General features: G+C 51.8%; 16 protein-coding genes and 1 other RNA gene. 6 read left to right on the top strand and 11 right to left on the bottom strand.

Features of this window, described 5'->3' with window-relative positions:
- Nucleotides 1-6: 6 nt before the first annotated feature.
- From ACTRC3_RS08585 to ACTRC3_RS08535, 11 genes are all read right to left on the bottom strand, one after another.
- Complete coding sequence (locus tag ACTRC3_RS08585; RefSeq protein ID WP_178040134.1) at nucleotides 7-498, bottom strand: N-acetyltransferase; 492 nt, start codon at nucleotides 496-498, stop codon at nucleotides 7-9.
- Nucleotides 499-512: 14 nt separating this feature from the next.
- The gene (locus tag ACTRC3_RS08580; protein ID WP_178040133.1) at nucleotides 513-1,115 is read right to left on the bottom strand and encodes a GNAT family N-acetyltransferase; all 603 of its coding nucleotides are present in this window, start codon (nucleotides 1,113-1,115) and stop codon (nucleotides 513-515) included.
- Nucleotides 1,116-1,280: 165 nt separating this feature from the next.
- Nucleotides 1,281-1,544, bottom strand: coding sequence for a TIGR03905 family TSCPD domain-containing protein (locus tag ACTRC3_RS08575; RefSeq protein WP_178040132.1), 264 nt, complete (start codon nucleotides 1,542-1,544; stop codon nucleotides 1,281-1,283).
- A gap of 111 nt (nucleotides 1,545-1,655) precedes the next feature.
- A complete protein-coding gene (locus tag ACTRC3_RS08570) occupies nucleotides 1,656-4,184 on the bottom strand; it encodes a heavy metal translocating P-type ATPase (RefSeq protein ID WP_440322775.1) in 2,529 nt (842 codons plus the stop codon).
- 85 nt (nucleotides 4,185-4,269) lie between these two features.
- On the bottom strand, nucleotides 4,270-4,617 hold the full coding sequence (locus ACTRC3_RS08565; RefSeq protein WP_435391191.1) for a metal-sensing transcriptional repressor: 348 nt from the start codon (nucleotides 4,615-4,617) through the stop codon (nucleotides 4,270-4,272).
- A gap of 173 nt (nucleotides 4,618-4,790) precedes the next feature.
- Nucleotides 4,791-5,055, bottom strand: an RNA gene (ffs, locus tag ACTRC3_RS08560) — signal recognition particle sRNA large type.
- Between the two features lie 54 nt (nucleotides 5,056-5,109).
- On the bottom strand, nucleotides 5,110-5,592 hold the full coding sequence (tadA, locus tag ACTRC3_RS08555) for a tRNA adenosine(34) deaminase TadA (RefSeq protein ID WP_178040130.1): 483 nt from the start codon (nucleotides 5,590-5,592) through the stop codon (nucleotides 5,110-5,112).
- Nucleotides 5,593-5,660: 68 nt separating this feature from the next.
- Entirely contained in the window at nucleotides 5,661-6,752 is a 1,092-nt protein-coding gene (locus tag ACTRC3_RS08550; protein ID WP_178040129.1) for a DUF6128 domain-containing protein, read from the bottom strand.
- A 128-nt stretch (nucleotides 6,753-6,880) separates the two neighbouring features.
- Nucleotides 6,881-7,768, bottom strand: coding sequence for a 16S rRNA (adenine(1518)-N(6)/adenine(1519)-N(6))-dimethyltransferase RsmA (gene rsmA / locus ACTRC3_RS08545; protein WP_440322774.1), 888 nt, complete (start codon nucleotides 7,766-7,768; stop codon nucleotides 6,881-6,883).
- On the bottom strand, nucleotides 7,765-8,541 hold the full coding sequence (locus ACTRC3_RS08540; protein WP_440322773.1) for a TatD family hydrolase: 777 nt from the start codon (nucleotides 8,539-8,541) through the stop codon (nucleotides 7,765-7,767). The genes rsmA and ACTRC3_RS08540 overlap by 4 nt, the downstream gene beginning before the upstream one ends.
- Nucleotides 8,542-8,573: 32 nt before the next feature.
- Complete coding sequence (locus ACTRC3_RS08535; RefSeq protein ID WP_440322772.1) at nucleotides 8,574-9,422, bottom strand: MurR/RpiR family transcriptional regulator; 849 nt, start codon at nucleotides 9,420-9,422, stop codon at nucleotides 8,574-8,576.
- Between the two features lie 266 nt (nucleotides 9,423-9,688).
- On the opposite strand from ACTRC3_RS08535, the gene ACTRC3_RS08530 reads away from it, so the two are divergent.
- From ACTRC3_RS08530 to dagF, 6 genes are all read left to right on the top strand, one after another.
- A complete protein-coding gene (locus ACTRC3_RS08530; protein ID WP_262670820.1) occupies nucleotides 9,689-10,105 on the top strand; it encodes a PTS sugar transporter subunit IIA in 417 nt (138 codons plus the stop codon).
- A 2-nt stretch (nucleotides 10,106-10,107) separates the two neighbouring features.
- On the top strand, nucleotides 10,108-10,596 hold the full coding sequence (locus tag ACTRC3_RS08525) for a PTS system mannose/fructose/N-acetylgalactosamine-transporter subunit IIB (RefSeq protein ID WP_158363890.1): 489 nt from the start codon (nucleotides 10,108-10,110) through the stop codon (nucleotides 10,594-10,596).
- A 38-nt stretch (nucleotides 10,597-10,634) separates the two neighbouring features.
- Nucleotides 10,635-11,384 (top strand): PTS mannose/fructose/sorbose/N-acetylgalactosamine transporter subunit IIC, encoded by a 750-nt coding sequence (locus ACTRC3_RS08520; RefSeq protein WP_349165294.1) that lies wholly within the window; start codon nucleotides 10,635-10,637, stop codon nucleotides 11,382-11,384.
- 5 nt (nucleotides 11,385-11,389) lie between these two features.
- Nucleotides 11,390-12,241 (top strand): PTS system mannose/fructose/sorbose family transporter subunit IID, encoded by an 852-nt coding sequence (locus tag ACTRC3_RS08515; RefSeq protein WP_349165295.1) that lies wholly within the window; start codon nucleotides 11,390-11,392, stop codon nucleotides 12,239-12,241.
- A 152-nt stretch (nucleotides 12,242-12,393) separates the two neighbouring features.
- Nucleotides 12,394-13,500 (top strand): DgaE family pyridoxal phosphate-dependent ammonia lyase, encoded by a 1,107-nt coding sequence (locus ACTRC3_RS08510; protein ID WP_440322771.1) that lies wholly within the window; start codon nucleotides 12,394-12,396, stop codon nucleotides 13,498-13,500.
- Between the two features lie 2 nt (nucleotides 13,501-13,502).
- Nucleotides 13,503-14,146 (top strand): 2-dehydro-3-deoxy-phosphogluconate aldolase (gene dagF / locus ACTRC3_RS08505; protein WP_440322770.1); only part of this gene is annotated, 644 nt, incomplete at its 3' end.

Genomic DNA, 14,146 nt, shown 5'->3' with positions numbered 1-14,146 from the left:
GGCCGCTTATTCTCCCAGCTTCTCATAAGCAATGCGGGCGGAACCGTCCCCATTTACCAGATAAATGATACCCCGGCGGCTGAAGCCGTTCTTGGCGATCACGTGCTGCATGACCTTGTTGTCATGGTGCGTGTCGATGCGCAGATGCTTCGTCTGCCACTCACAGAAAGCCACGATCTGCTGTAAAAATCCATGAATCGTGCCGTCGCTGGCCACCATATGAATCACGCCGTAGGGCACATCGGACAGCCAGGAGCCGTCGTCAATCTTCCGATAATTGGGCTCCTCCTCGATGGCAAAGTAGAAGGAACCGTGAATCGCGCCGTCCTCTTCCAGCACATAGAGCTTCCGGGCCGCGATCGCGTTCTCCAGCGTCGCCCTGGGCGGGTGGTTCTTGCCCCACTGGTTCGGGTTGCCGGTCTCCTCCATGAATTTCCGCGCGTGGGCGTATACGGCCTCGATGGCCGTTAAATCCTGTATTTCCGCATGTCTGATCATTGTAAATTCATCTCCTATTCGATGCCGCACTTATGCAGCGTCAGCTCGTCCAACTCCGGAAACGGTACCACCGGCTTCGGCTCTGCCGTGTGATCGCCGATCAGTTTCTCCATCCAGATCATATCGTACCAGCGGCCGAACTTGTACCCGCACTTGTGGAACTCTCCCACCAGCCGGTAGCCCAGATGCTCGTGAAAATGGGCGCTGTCCCGGGTCAGATACTCGTCCTCCACCTCCGGATAGCCGATGCAGGCGTTCAGGTTCAGGATATGCTGGGCCGCCGATACCTTTTCCAATGCTGTATATAATTTCCTGCCGATGCCGCCCCGCTTGCAGTCCTTCTTCACATAGATGGTCGTCTCCACGCCCCAGTCGTAGGCCGCCCGGTCCTTGAACACACCAGTGCAGGCGTAACCCACGATCCCGCTGTCCTGCTCCGCCACGATGCAGGGATATTTCTCAAGGGTATGGGCGATGCGCTCCCGAAACTCCTCCAGGCTCGGCACCAGATACTCAAAGGTAATGACGGTTTCCTCCACGTAAGGTCTGTAGATATCCAAAATACTTTCCGCGTCTGCCAGTGTCGCCCGGCGGATCCGAAGCTCTGTCTCTGCCATACTGTTCCCTCTTTTCTCTCTGGATTTTTCCGTATTATCCAAAGTATATTCCATATAAAATGACTTTACAATTCCCAAAACCAAATTTCTTTGCGAAATTTCCGGAAAAACAAAAGGAAAAGCCGTACTTCTTGTATCGGCTTTTCCCGGAATGTGTCTTTGCTCTTATTTTTGCTTCTTCTCTGCTTCGTAAGCCTCTCTGGCCGCGCAGGCCAGCTGGTCAGCGCAGGATGTGGACTTGAAGCCGCAGTGAATGCCTTTGCATTTCTCCTCGATCTGCTCCACGGTCATGCCGTCCACCAGGCGGGGGATGGCTTTCAGGTTGCCGTCGCAGCCGCCGGTGTAGACCACATTGGTGACTACGCCGTCATTGATGTCCAGGCGGATCTTGGAAGAACAGGTGCCTTTTGTTTTATAGATGTATTCCATTTTTCATAGCTCCTTTTATCGTCTTACTTGATACAGATTCTCATTATAGCACATAGATACGAGAACGGCAATGTATCCAAGACGGGCGGCGTCCGTTTTCACATCAATGTTTTACTGGATGTCGGTTACTTTGTAGTCTTTGTCCTCGACGGCCTTCTTCAGGACGTCGTCGGTTACCTCTGCGGTCAGTGTAACTACCGCGGTTCCGGCCTCGTGGCTTACCTCGGCTGCTTCTACGCCTGCAACTGCCTCCAGGGCTTTCTTTACGGCAGCCTCGCAGTGTCCGCACATCATACCCTCGATTTTCATGGTCTTTGTCATAGTTGTTTCCTCCTTCTTATGATCGGCTTTTGCCTTGATTTTTTTATCTTTGCCTGCGTCGTGCATCTTGAACAGATTCAGACGCAATGCGTTCGTTACCACACAGAAGCTGGACAGGCTCATGGCCGCAGCACCAAACATGGGGTTCAGCTTCCAGCCGAAGAGCGGGATCCACACGCCTGCTGCCAGCGGAATTCCGATGACATTGTAGAAGAATGCCCAGAACAGATTCTCGTGTATGTTCCGTAAGGTAGCACGGCTGAGCCTGATGGCCGCGGGCACGTCGCTTAATTGGCTCTTCATCAGAACCACGTCCGCAGCGTCGATGGCGATATCCGTACCGGCTCCGATGGCGATGCCCATATCGGCGCGGGTCAATGCCGGGGCATCGTTGATACCGTCGCCTACCATGGCTACCTTGCCCTTCTTCTTCAGATTCCGGATGACGCTCTCTTTGCCTTCAGGCAGGACTCCGGCGATGACTTCGTCCACACCGGCCTGACGGCCGATGGCTTTGGCGGTGCGCTCGTTGTCCCCGGTTAACATAACTACACGGATGCCCATGCCATGCAGCTCGCGTACGGCCTGGGAGCTGTCTTCTTTGATGACGTCTGCTACCGCAATGATTCCGATAAGTTTGCCGTCTTTTGCGAAGAACAGCGGAGTTTTGCCGTCCTCAGCCAGTCTTTCCGACTGCTTGCGGACTGCGTCGGAAACTTCCGCAGTCTCTGTAATGTATTTCAGGTTGCCGCCGGTCAGGACTGTGCCGTCCAGCTTTCCGGTCAGACCGCCGCCCGGTACAGCCTGGAAATCTGCCACTTCCAGGGTATCGTCCACGCCGCGTTCTTTGCCTGTCTCCAAAATGGCGCGGGCCAGCGGATGCTCGCTCTTTTTCTCCAGGGTGTAGGCCAGCTTCAGAAGCTCCGCCTCATCGACGCCCTCTGCCGGGAGAATGTCCGTAGTCTTAGGTTCGCCGCTTGTGATGGTTCCGGTCTTATCCAGGGCTACGATCTGAGTCTTGCCGGTGGCCTCCAGGGATGCTGCAGTCTTGAACATGATGCCGTTTTTCGCGCCCATTCCATTTCCTACCATGATGGCTACGGGCGTCGCCAGTCCCAGGGCACAGGGACAGCTGATAACCAGTACGGAGATACCTCGTGCCAGCGCGAAGCCTACGCTCTGTCCTGCCAGCAGCCAGATGATAATGGTCACGGCTGCGATGCTGATAACTGCCGGTACGAAGACGCCGGATACCCGATCCGCGATCTTCGCGATGGGCGCTTTCGTGGCCGCCGCGTCGCTGACCATCTGGATGATCTGGGATAGGGTGGTGTCTTCGCCCACACGGGTGGCCTCGCAGCGGATGAAGCCAGACTGATTCAGGGTCGCCGCGGATACGGCGTCGCCCATATTTTTATCCACCGGAATGCTCTCACCGGTCAGGGCGGATTCATTTACTGCACTGTTTCCTTCCAGGACGATACCGTCCACGGGTATATTTTCACCCGGGCGTACCACAAATACGTCGCCTTTTCGAACCTGTCCGATGGGGACCTCGACCTCTGCGCCGTCCCGCACCAGCACCGCGGTCTTTGGAGCCAGCTTCATCAGGCCCTTCAGCGCGTCGGTGGTCTTTCCTTTGGAATGGGCCTCCAGCATCTTGCCCACGGTAATCAGAGTCAGTATCATGGCTGCGGACTCAAAATAAAACTCATGCATATAGGCCATAACGCCGCCCATGTCCATATTGACCTGGGCTACGGTCATGGCGAACAGGGCGTAGGTGCTGTACCCGAAGGACGCGCCGGAGCCCAGGGCCACCAGAGTATCCATGTTCGGTGCGCCGTGAAGCAGGCCCTTGAAGCCGTTGATGAAGAACTTCTGGTTGATGACCATGACGATGACCGTCAGCAGAAGCTGGGCCAGGCCCATGGCTACGTGATTGTCCACCATGAAGCCTGGTACCGGCCAGCCCCACATCATATGCCCCATGGACAGGTACATAAGCGGCGTCAGGAATACCAGCGACGCAATCAGTCTTCTTCGAATCTTCGGGGTCTCGGTGTCCTTCAGGAAATCGTCGTCAGCCGCCGCGGACGCTTTCGCGCCGCTGTTCTCCGCGCCTTTCTCGGAAGCGCCGTATCCCGCTGTCTCCACCGCCGCGATGATGGCGGACGGCTCCGCGGTTCCCTCTACTCCCATGGAATTGGTTAAAAGGCTGACCGAGCAGGCTGTGACGCCCGGTACTTTATTGACCGCTTTTTCCACGCGGGCGCTGCAGGCTGCACAGCTCATGCCCGTTACGTTATATTGCTTCATAATCTATGCCTCCTCATTTCCACCTCGCTGTTTCCTGCCTTTTTCCGGAAAATCAGCGGGCGGACTTTTTATCGTATGCTGTCTGTCACCGCATCAGTTTCTGCAATACGGTTACCAGCTCATCTATGGTTTCGTCCTTGCCTTCCCGGATATCCTCCGCCACGCAGGTGCGGATATGGTTGGCAAGCAGGACTTTATTGAAGCTGTTCAGGGCCGCGTTGACGGCGGATACCTGCACCAGGATATCGGTACAGTAGCAGTCGGTCTCCACCATTTTGCGGATACCGCGGACCTGGCCCTCGATGCGGCTCAGGCGGTTCAGGAGATCCTTGTATTCTTTCTCGGTACGCTCTTTGGTTTTGTGGCTGCAACAGCAGCATTCTTTTTTTTCTGTCTGCATGCTTTCTGTGTTCTTTCCCATGTCTTTTTCCATCTGCTCACTCCTTACTCTTTCCCTGTTTCGCGTTCATTATATACCCCCATGGGGTATTTTACAAGACCCAATTTTATGTTTTTTCAAATTTATTTTATCAATAAGATTTTGAGCACAAAAAAACAACCGTATCCTTTGATACGATTGCTTTGTCTGCTTCTTATTTTTTAAATCCGCGCGTTCTGCTTTGAACCCTGAAAACAGTACCGTTACCTCTGTAGCCGGCTCGGCTCAGGCGACCTCGCGGCACACAAGAGGTTCTGCTTAGAGCTGCTCCATTCCTGACCTGACTCGATTCACAGATTCCTGTTGCGCAAGACCCAAGCGTCTATGCTGCTTGCAAAGGGCTGCATACTGTCCATAAAGTCCGGGGCAGAACATCACCCCTGCTGTAGCGGATTGCAGGTACAGGGAACCGCTAAATCCCCGGCTGCGCGGAAGCTTTATGACATATTTGGGATCGCCGATCAGACGATCTTTTTCAGTATAGCTTTAATCTTTGACTTTGTCAACCTGCTTCTTCTGTTTCCGGAGCTTTTTGAAAAATTCACTGAGCATGGTGCTGCATTCTTTCTCTAATACGCCCCGTTCCACATTCACCTGATGGTTGAATTCGGACATTTCCAGAAGGTTCAGGATGGAACCGGCGCAGCCTGCTTTCGGGTTCATGGCTCCGATGACTACACGGCCCATCCGGGCCTGGACGATGGCCCCGGCGCACATCTGGCAGGGCTCCAGGGTGATGTACATGGTGCAGTCCTCCAGCCGCCAGTCGCCGGTCTTTTTGCTGGCCTTGCGGATGGCATTCAGCTCCGCATGGGATAAGGTGTTTTTGTCTGTATTTCTTCGATTATAGCCTCTGGCAATGATTTTATCGTTCTGAACGATGACACAGCCGATGGGCACTTCCAGAAGTGCCTCGGCCTTTTTCGCCTGCCGCAGGGCCTCTTTCATGTATTTTTCATCTGCTGTCATGCAGTTTTCTCTCCTTCGCTAAATCTGATTTTCTCGAAACTGCCCTATGCCGGTTCACTCACCGTTTCTCACCGCAGGGTCCGGCACCAGTAGCCGAAGCTGCCGTCTCTGGTCTCCTGACCCTTCATCAGACGGAACTCTTCAAAACCAAACATGGACGCCAGCATCTGTTCACGTTCGTTGTAGACGCCTGGTACCCCCAGGTAGTATCCGATATAGTCCTCAGTCTCACGGCGCAGCAGCAACAAATGCTTATACTGATAGAAGCCGTGGAGCAAAAAGCTGTTGTTGCCAAGCTCCCACTTGTCTCTGGGGACGCGGTTTAAGTCCCGGCTGCCCAGGCGGATGCTGGAGATTACGCCGCCGTTTCGATCCTGATAGCGCATGACCGGGAAATGATTCACCAGATATTCCCATTGTTCTTCCTTAGGGTCGACAGGAGGCTGCTTTTCCGGGCTTTTATAGCTTTCTGGATTTTCCGTTTTCTCGGACGATGTCTCTGCTTTTTCGGTTTTGGATTCCGATTTTTCTGATTCCAGCCCCGGTTCCGGTGCGTCCATCGGAAGATCTGCCGCATAGAGGGCCGTCGCGCGGCGGTCCAGCTCGGTCTGGAGATCAACCGCCAGCGAAGTGGCAGGCGTATTGTCCCTGTTCTGAACTACGATTTTGATATCCGGCTTCGCCTGCTGCCAGGGAATCACCCGTTCCGCTTTATTTTCCAAAGCTCCTGTAGTCTTTTCCTTTTTGACAGGCGGCGCGATCTTCTTTTTCTCTCCCGCCGCCACAAACCGCTCCACATCCACCGGATAATCATCCCACTCTGCGGCATAGATCCGATTGCCGCCTTCTATGTAGATGCCACGGCTCTCCTCCAGGCTGAAGCCGCCCATCAGGCTGTCCGTCTTCGTCACACCGTCCCATTCCAGGGCACCGTTGCGGCTTTCCAGCTCGCCCAGATACTGGCCCTCCAGTCCTTCCTTCTTCTGCTTGAAGGCGTAGACCCGATAGGGCTCCTGATGATGGGTGTAGAATCCCCGCACATGCACCCAGATCCGGCACTCCCCGCCTCTGGCATTTACCTTCACAAAGCCTGTACTCTCGCCCTTTTCGCCCTGCTTATATCCGTAGATATAGGAGACAAACCGCTTATAGTCAGACATAGAATCCCTCCCTTTTTCCTTGTGAAAAGTAGTCTTTTCTACCGTTTGCTAGAATATTCTATGCCTGTCCCGGGAGATTCATGCCTGAAAATCAGCGGTTCTATGCTTCTATCTTTATCATTTTTCTTCTATGCGTTCTTTCTCTTTTCCAGAATGCGGTTGGACAGCTCCGCGAACTGTGCCAATGTCAGCGCCTCGCCGCGCACGCTGGCACTTAAGCCCATCTCCTCCAATACCTCTGTGGTCATTTCCTTCGGGATATGCAGCTCCGGCGCATTACCGAGGCCATTGACCAGGGTCTTTCTGCGCTGGTTGAAGGAGGCGCGGATAATCTGGAACATCAGCTTCTCGTCCTCCGCCTCCACTGGAACCTCCGTATGACGGGTCAGACGGATTACCGCCGAGCCCACCCGGGGTCTTGGCATAAAGCAGTTGGGTGGTACATTGGCTACCAGCTCCGGCTTCGCGTAATACTGTACGGCCAGGGACAACGCGCCATAATCCTTGGAGCCCGGGCCGGTCTTCATCCGATCCGCTACCTCTTTCTGCACCATGATGGTGATACTCTCCACCGGCACATGATTTTCAAATAAGCCCATGATAATCGGCGTCGTAATATAATAGGGCAGATTTGCCACCACCTTGATGGGTTTTCCACCATTCTTCTCCTCCGCAAGTTTACATAAGTCTACTTTCAGCACGTCCTCATGGATAACTGTCACATTATCGTAAGCACTCAGGGTATCCTTCAAAATCGGAATCAACGCATCGTCAATCTCGATGGCCGCCACCTCCCGGGCGGACGCCGCCAGATACTGGGTCAGAGTACCGATGCCCGGGCCGATCTCCACAACGAAATCATCCTCGGTAATCTCCGCGGAGCGAATGATTTTGCTCAGCACATGCTCGTCGATCAGAAAGTTCTGACCGAACTTTTTCTGAAATACGAATTTGTATTTATTTAAAATTTCGATGGTATTCTTTGGGTTTCCCAGTGCGGGAATGGGTTTGCTCATATCGTTCTGCCTCCAAAGTACATTTTTTTCGCATTTTCATTTGTCACTCGGATCACCTCGTCCGCATCCAATCCCTTCAGCTCTCCGATGGCCGCCGCCACATAGGGCAGATTCAGCGACGAATTCCGCTTGCCCCGGTTGGGCTCCGGCGCCAGGTACGGGCAGTCCGTCTCCAGCAGGATCCGATCCAGAGGCAGCATTTTTACCACCTCTTTGAGCTTCTTCGCGTTCTTAAAGGTGACCACGCCACCGACGCCGATATAATATCCCATCTTCAGATACTCATCGGCCATCTCCGGCGAATAGGAAAAGCAGTGAATCACACCGCGCAGCCGCTCGTCCTGCGCAGCCCTAATCTCCTCCAGTGTATCCGCAGCCGCCTCCCGGCTGTGTACAATCATCGGAAGGCCTGTCCGTTTCGCCAGCTCCATCTGCGCCCGGAACCACTTCTTCTGCAGATCATGATTTTCCTTATCCCAGTAATAATCCAGGCCAATCTCGCCCACCGCCACAGTCTTTGGATTCCGGCACTGCTCTTCCATCCAGGCGAAATTCTCCTCATTCAGCTCGCCCACCTCATCCGGATGAACGCCCACCGCCGCGTACATGAACGGATACCGCTCCGCCAGCGCCAACGTACTTTTCACTGTCCCAAGACTTGCGCTTACATTTACAATATACTCTATCCCATCTCTCTGACACCGGTCCAGAATTTCCTCCCGATCCGTATCAAAGGCTTCGTCGTCATAATGTGCGTGACTTTCAAATATCATAAACTTTCTCTTTTCTGAATAAACATTCTTTTCTAATAGCTATCGTTATCCTTCTGATTCTCACGGGAAAACGGTGCAATCTTCTGAAAGGCTTCATAGGAAGCCTCATCCTCCTTCAGCACATTCAGGAAGATGATATCAAACAGCATGAGAATAAAGATTTCTCTGGTAATGGTATCATGGTTTTCCAACAGATTGGTCTTCGGAATCAAAAAAGTCAGATCCGCATAGGCAGAACACAACGAACGTTCATAATTGGAAATCACTACCAGATAGCTGTCATTCTGCACGATCCGTCCCAGGGCATCCGCCAGGAGCTGACGCGCACCCGACAGGGTAATTACGATAAACAAATCATCCTTTGTGGCAAGATTTGCAAACAGTTTCAACGTGTCATATGTGGTAATCGCCCTCACATCCAGTCCCAGAAACATGAATTTATGTACGGCCAGCTCTACGATATTTTTATTGGAATCTACTCCGGCAATAAAAATCCGTCTGGCCTTCAGCATTTTTTTCCGCAGCAAGTCCACATACTCTGGCTTCGTAAATTTAAAAAGCGTCTCCGTCAGGGTATTGTAATCATGCATCAGGGATGTATAGGAATTCTGATTGATAATTGTGTTCTCCCGCTCCAGCTCGCTTTGCAAAATGTAGCGAAATTCATTCAATCCCGAAAATCCCACTTTTTGTGCAAATCGTATAACACTGGCGTCAGACACTCCAATCTGGGTCGCCAGATCCTGAGCGCTGCAGGAGACAAATTCCTGCATGTTTTCCTTCATATATTGAACGATTTTCCAGTCTGTTTTTGTAAACTGGTTCGACATTCCCTCAATCCGCGACATGACGGAAAAAAGCCCGTTTTTCCGCTCTTTCATCCTTTCTCTGCTCCTTCATTTTTCAAAAAAACACATTTTCTTTTTAGCATATCATAAACACCGCATTTTTTCAAAGTATTCCTGTATTCCCCTTTTATATTTCCTTCTGGATCCATTTTCCATTTTTTGTAGTAAACTACATTGTTCGTCAATTTATACAAAGTTTTACTACCATATTGAATTTCGTTTTGTAGTGTGCTACAATTCAACTGCAATACAGAAATGGCCATTTCACACTTGTAATACTAAGTAAAGGAGTTACGAAAGTGGATAACAAACCTCAGATTTTACTGCTGACGCATGGTGGTTGGGGCATGTCACTGGTAAAGGGCGTCCGGATGATTCTCGGCGCTGTAGACTTCGTAAGCGAAGTTCCCCTGCTTCCCGAAATGACACTTCCCGAGTACCTAGGAAAGGTCAAAGCAGAAGTGGAAAAACTGCCGGAAGGCTCCATCATTCTCACCGATGTATTCGGCGGAACGACCACCAATGTGGGCGCTAAGCTGGGCCGCGATTTTCATATCAAAGTATATTCCGGTCTGAATGCCCCCATGCTTCTGGAAGCGTGCTCACAAATCACTTTTACCGGCACAGTAAACTGTGACGCAGTGCTGCAGTCTGGAAAAGATGCCGTAAAAGATGTTATTGAAGAAGTAGAACAATCACTGAAAAAGGAGAGATAATTATGGCAGACATTGTATTATGCAGAATAGACAGCCGTCTGATTCACGGACAGGTTATGACAAAATGGGTTAATCAGTCTTCCGCCAACAAAATCGTTGTCGTAAGCGACGAACTGGCAGCTGATGAATTCATGCTTCAGATTTATCTGCTTTCCGCTCCCGCAGGAGTTAAGGTAGAGTGCTACGGTATTGAGGATACCATCAAGCATTGGAACGAAGATCAGTTCGGCGCCGGAAAGGTTCTGCTGCTGCTTCCGGATCTCAAATCCATGAAACAGGTCTATGACGGCGGTGTTACCGTTCCGCAGATTCAGGTCGGCGGCCTGGGCGGCGCACCGAACCGCAAGGTTGTGTTCCAGAATATCACACTGGACGATCCGGATGTGGAAACCCTGGAGTACCTGAAGGGCAAGGGAGCTGACATTATCTTCCAGACCATTCCGGAGGATACTCCGATGAAGCTTGACGATATCTTAAAGCGTTACAAATAACTTTTTAACGTTTCAATCACATACGAAGGAGTGTAATTATGAGTGTTTTAGGAATAGCAATTTTTATGGGCTGTTACTACTGGTTCTGCCGTCTGCGTCTGGGCTATACCCTGTCCTCCGCTTTGCTGCAGCCCGTTACCATCGCTGTATTTGTTGGATTAATCACCGGAGAAATGGCACAGTCCATGATGATCGGCGCCGGTCTTCAGCTTGTATACCTGGGCGTTACTTCTACCCCGGGTGGAAATGTACCGAGCGACCCGGCTCTGGCTGGCTGTATCGCCATCCCGCTTGGCGTGGCTGCCGGAATGAATACTGAGACTGCAATTGCTCTGGCTATCCCGTTCGGCGTTCTCGGCGTATTCGTTGACCAGCTGAGAAGAACCACCAACGCTTTCTGGGTACATATGGCTGACAGCTACGCAGAGAAGGCTGATACAAAAGGAATTATGCGTGCAGCATTCCTGTATCCGTCCATCGCAGGCTTCATCATCCGTTTCCCGATCGTATTCATCATTGATTACTTCGGAGTATCCGTAGCTCAGAAGCTTATCGAGATTCTGCCGACCTGGCTGTCTCACTCTTTCGAAATCATGGGCGGTATCCTGCCGGCACTTGGTTTCGCTATCACACTGACTGTTATCGGAAAGAAGAATCTGATTCCGTTCTTCCTTATCGGTTTCTTCGCCGTTATGTATCTTAACCTTGGAACCATGGCAGTTGCTATCTTCGCCACCTGCGCAGCTCTGCTGATGGGTCTGTTCAAAATGAAAGAGGAGGAGGCTTAATTACCATGGAAGAGACAAAGATGACTCAGGAAACTCCCGCAGTTCCCGCTAAGAAACTGACGAAAAAAGATATTACCAAGTCCATGTGGATCTACTATGCCGGTGCAGAGCTCTCCAACTCCTACGAGCGTCTTCAGAGCCTTGTCTTCTGTGCATCCATGACCCCGGTTCTGAAGAAACTGTATGACACTGACGAAGAGCTGAGTGCTGCTCTGAAGAGACATCTGGTATTCTTCAACACAGAGGGTATCCTCGGTGCTATTATCCAGGGTATTGTAATCTCCATGGAGGAGCAGAAGGCCAACGGTGAGAATATCACAGATGACGCTATCACCGGTATTAAGACAGGTCTGATGGGACCTGTTGCAGGTATGGGTGATGCTATTATCTGGGCAGCGGTTATGCCGATTATCTTCTCCATCTTCCTTCCGTTCGCATCCAACGGTTCTGCGTTCGGTGGAATTATGCCGCTGATTCTGTACCCGCTGATCACGATTCTTATTTCTTACTACCTGATTCATCAGGGATACACACTTGGTAAGAAATCCATCGTATCTCTGCTTCACGGCGGACGTATGAAGAATATCATCTTTACCGCAAATGTTATCGGTCTGACCATGATGGGCGCGCTGTCCGCAAGCTACGTTACTCTGTCCACACCGCTGAGCTTCAGCTTCTCCGGTGGAAGCACTGTCGTAGTTCAGGATGTCCTGGATATGGTAGCTCCGGGTCTGCTTCCTCTTGCAGCTGTATTCATTATCTATGCTTACCTGCGCAAAAAGGGACCTCATTACACCAAGATTCTTCTGTCCGTTGTTGTCATCTCCGTTATCACATCCCTACTGGGAATCTTCTAAACGGCGGCCGATACCTGTCGGTACAATAACTTACAGATACAATTACTTTCCAATATAGTTCAAGGAGGTGCCGCAAGATCATAAAACTGATTGAGCGGCATTTTCCTCTTTATTCATGATTTATTGATAGAAACCTATCACAAGGAGACAGAATGACAGTTTATGAAGAAATCGGACTTCCGCGGGTCGTCAATGCCAGTGGCCGCGTGACGGTGCTGGGCGTATCCACCATCAGCGACAAGGTGGCCAAGGCAGCCGTAGCGGGCGGACAGTCCTATGTAGTAGTAGAAGATTTGATGGATAAGGCCGGAGAGATTATCTCTCAGTATACCGGCGGCGAGGACAGCTGCCCAACCGTATGCGCGTCTGCGGCCATTGCCCTTTCTGTAGCAGGAATGATTTCCAAGGGAAAGAAGACAATCATGGATCGTCTGCCGGATTCCACCGGACTGGCCAATGAGATTATTCTTCAGAAGGGTCATGTCATCAATTTTAACGCGCCCATCGAGACCATGCTGCGTCTGGGCGGCGGCGTGCCCGTGGAGGCAGGCTGTGCGACGGAAGTAGTCGTAGAAGATGTGGAAGAGTTAATCAATGAGAAGACGGTTGCGCTGCTCTACGTAAAGAGCCATCACTGCGTACAGAAGGGCATGCTGGATCTGCCGACCATGATCGACATCGCCCATCGCCACAACCTGCCGTTGATGGTAGACGCCGCGGCGGAGGAGGATTTCCGCAAGTACATCGCCATGGGCGCCGACCTGGTATGCTACAGCGGTGCCAAGGCTCTGGAAGCAACTACATCCGGCTTTGTCACCGGTAAGAAAGAGCTCATTTCCTATATTAAGAAGCAGTATCACGGTGTAGGACGTGCCATGAAGGTGGGAAAAGAGGCCATCATGGGACTGCTGGCAGCTCTGGAGCAGTATGAGAACAAGGACAAGCAGGCTGAGGTGGCGAAAAATGTCAAGATTGTGGACTGGCTGGTGGACGAGATCAACCAGATCCCGAACCTGAAGGCACAGAAGATTCAGGACGAGGCCGGACGGGCGATTTTCCGTGCGCGTGTATTCGTTGACCCGGAGAAGGCCGGCATGACCGCCACAGAGCTGGAGGGCAAGCTGAAGGCCGGTACGCCGACTATCCACTGCCGTACGGAATTTATGAGTCTGGGAAGCCTGGATTTTGACCCGAGACCGTTGGTTGAGGGCGATAAGGAACTGATCGTTGCGAAACTGAAAGAGATTATGGAGGCATAAAAATGGGATTAAATTATTATAATGGCAGAGTATGCTTAAACGTGCTGGGCGGCAGCCTGGAGAACGCAAAGGAGATCTACGAGGCAGCTGAGAAGTATGTGGCTGTAGGCGTTCTGTCCGCAAATTATCCGGATGTACCGAGCGCAGTAGAAGATATGAAGAAGTACATGGACGTACTGGAGGGCAACCTTTCCGTAGGTCTGGGCGGCGGAAACCCGGCGCAGTGGAGAGCAGTAGCTGAGATCGCAAAGGAAGTAAAGGCAAATCATTTCAACCAGGCATTCTGCGCTGTAGGCTGGACCAGAGCGAACCTGGGAACTGATGAGATTCATCTGAACTCCATGTGCGCTCCCTGTGGCAAGGTTGGCTACGTGAAGATTTCCACAGGCCCGCTGTCCAAGGAGTGCGCGGAGCCGGCTATCGTTCCGGTAGATACCGCTATCGCCATGATCAAGGAGATGGGCGGAAACTCCATCAAGTACTTCCCCATGGGCGGACTGAAGTGCAAGGATGAGATGAAGGCTGTAGCTGAGGCTTGTGCAAGAAACCACTTCATCATGGAGCCGACCGGCGGTATCGACCTGGATAACTTCCGCGAGATCATGGAGATCGTTCTGAACGCCGGCGTAGAGAAGGTGATTCCGCA

Origin of the sequence: Laedolimicola sp. (assembly GCF_051972735.1) — a bacterium.
Lineage (GTDB): Bacteria > Bacillota > Clostridia > Lachnospirales > Lachnospiraceae > Laedolimicola > Laedolimicola intestinihominis.
This window is presented reverse-complemented; position numbering and strand designations above follow the sequence as displayed.

Bases quoted from the DNA above. Each gene is read 5' to 3' on its own strand.
- ACTRC3_RS08540 (WP_440322773.1), bottom strand. From the start codon at position 8,541: ATGATATTTGAAAGTCACGCACATTATGACGACGAAGCCTTTGATACG.
- ACTRC3_RS08550 (WP_178040129.1), bottom strand. From the start codon at position 6,752: ATGTCTGACTATAAGCGGTTTGTCTCCTATATCTACGGATATAAGCAG.
- ACTRC3_RS08510 (WP_440322771.1), top strand. From the start codon at position 12,394: ATGACAGTTTATGAAGAAATCGGACTTCCGCGGGTCGTCAATGCCAGT.
- ACTRC3_RS08575 (WP_178040132.1), bottom strand. From the start codon at position 1,544: ATGGAATACATCTATAAAACAAAAGGCACCTGTTCTTCCAAGATCCGC.
- ACTRC3_RS08580 (WP_178040133.1), bottom strand. From the start codon at position 1,115: ATGGCAGAGACAGAGCTTCGGATCCGCCGGGCGACACTGGCAGACGCG.
- ACTRC3_RS08585 (WP_178040134.1), bottom strand. From the start codon at position 498: ATGATCAGACATGCGGAAATACAGGATTTAACGGCCATCGAGGCCGTA.
- ACTRC3_RS08535 (WP_440322772.1), bottom strand. From the start codon at position 9,422: ATGAAAGAGCGGAAAAACGGGCTTTTTTCCGTCATGTCGCGGATTGAG.
- ACTRC3_RS08525 (WP_158363890.1), top strand. From the start codon at position 10,108: ATGGCAGACATTGTATTATGCAGAATAGACAGCCGTCTGATTCACGGA.
- ACTRC3_RS08570 (WP_440322775.1), bottom strand. From the start codon at position 4,184: ATGAAGCAATATAACGTAACGGGCATGAGCTGTGCAGCCTGCAGCGCC.
- ACTRC3_RS08565 (WP_435391191.1), bottom strand. From the start codon at position 4,617: ATGGAAAAAGACATGGGAAAGAACACAGAAAGCATGCAGACAGAAAAA.
- ACTRC3_RS08515 (WP_349165295.1), top strand. From the start codon at position 11,390: ATGGAAGAGACAAAGATGACTCAGGAAACTCCCGCAGTTCCCGCTAAG.
- rsmA (WP_440322774.1), bottom strand. From the start codon at position 7,768: ATGAGCAAACCCATTCCCGCACTGGGAAACCCAAAGAATACCATCGAA.
- tadA (WP_178040130.1), bottom strand. From the start codon at position 5,592: ATGACAGCAGATGAAAAATACATGAAAGAGGCCCTGCGGCAGGCGAAA.
- ACTRC3_RS08520 (WP_349165294.1), top strand. From the start codon at position 10,635: ATGAGTGTTTTAGGAATAGCAATTTTTATGGGCTGTTACTACTGGTTC.